The 245-nt window shown below is 42.0% G+C and carries 1 protein-coding gene; it reads left to right on the forward strand.

The features are described from left to right. On the forward strand, positions 1–245 hold a 245-nt coding region (locus Q4528_RS15375), incomplete at both ends, for a TraB/GumN family protein (RefSeq protein ID WP_303522576.1).

The raw sequence follows: 245 nt of genomic DNA on the forward strand, positions 1-245 counted from the left end.
GCATTAAGTAGCCTAAGTAGCATTCAAGTTCCGCTACTGGAGCAAACCCTCGATGACTTTGACCAAGTGCCTGATTTATTCAAGCAATTAGTCAGCCATTGGAATAACGGCGAGAACAACAAGCTACTTAACTTACTCAACGACGATCCAATGTTTCAACAAGGGGCTGAGCAGGTACTTGAAAAACTTCTTTATCAGCGAAATCGCAACTGGATGAAACAACTTACTCAGCTTGAAAATACCAG

The organism is Staphylococcus pasteuri, from assembly GCF_030547725.1.
GTDB classification, from domain to species: Bacteria; Bacillota; Bacilli; order Staphylococcales; family Staphylococcaceae; genus Staphylococcus; species Staphylococcus pasteuri.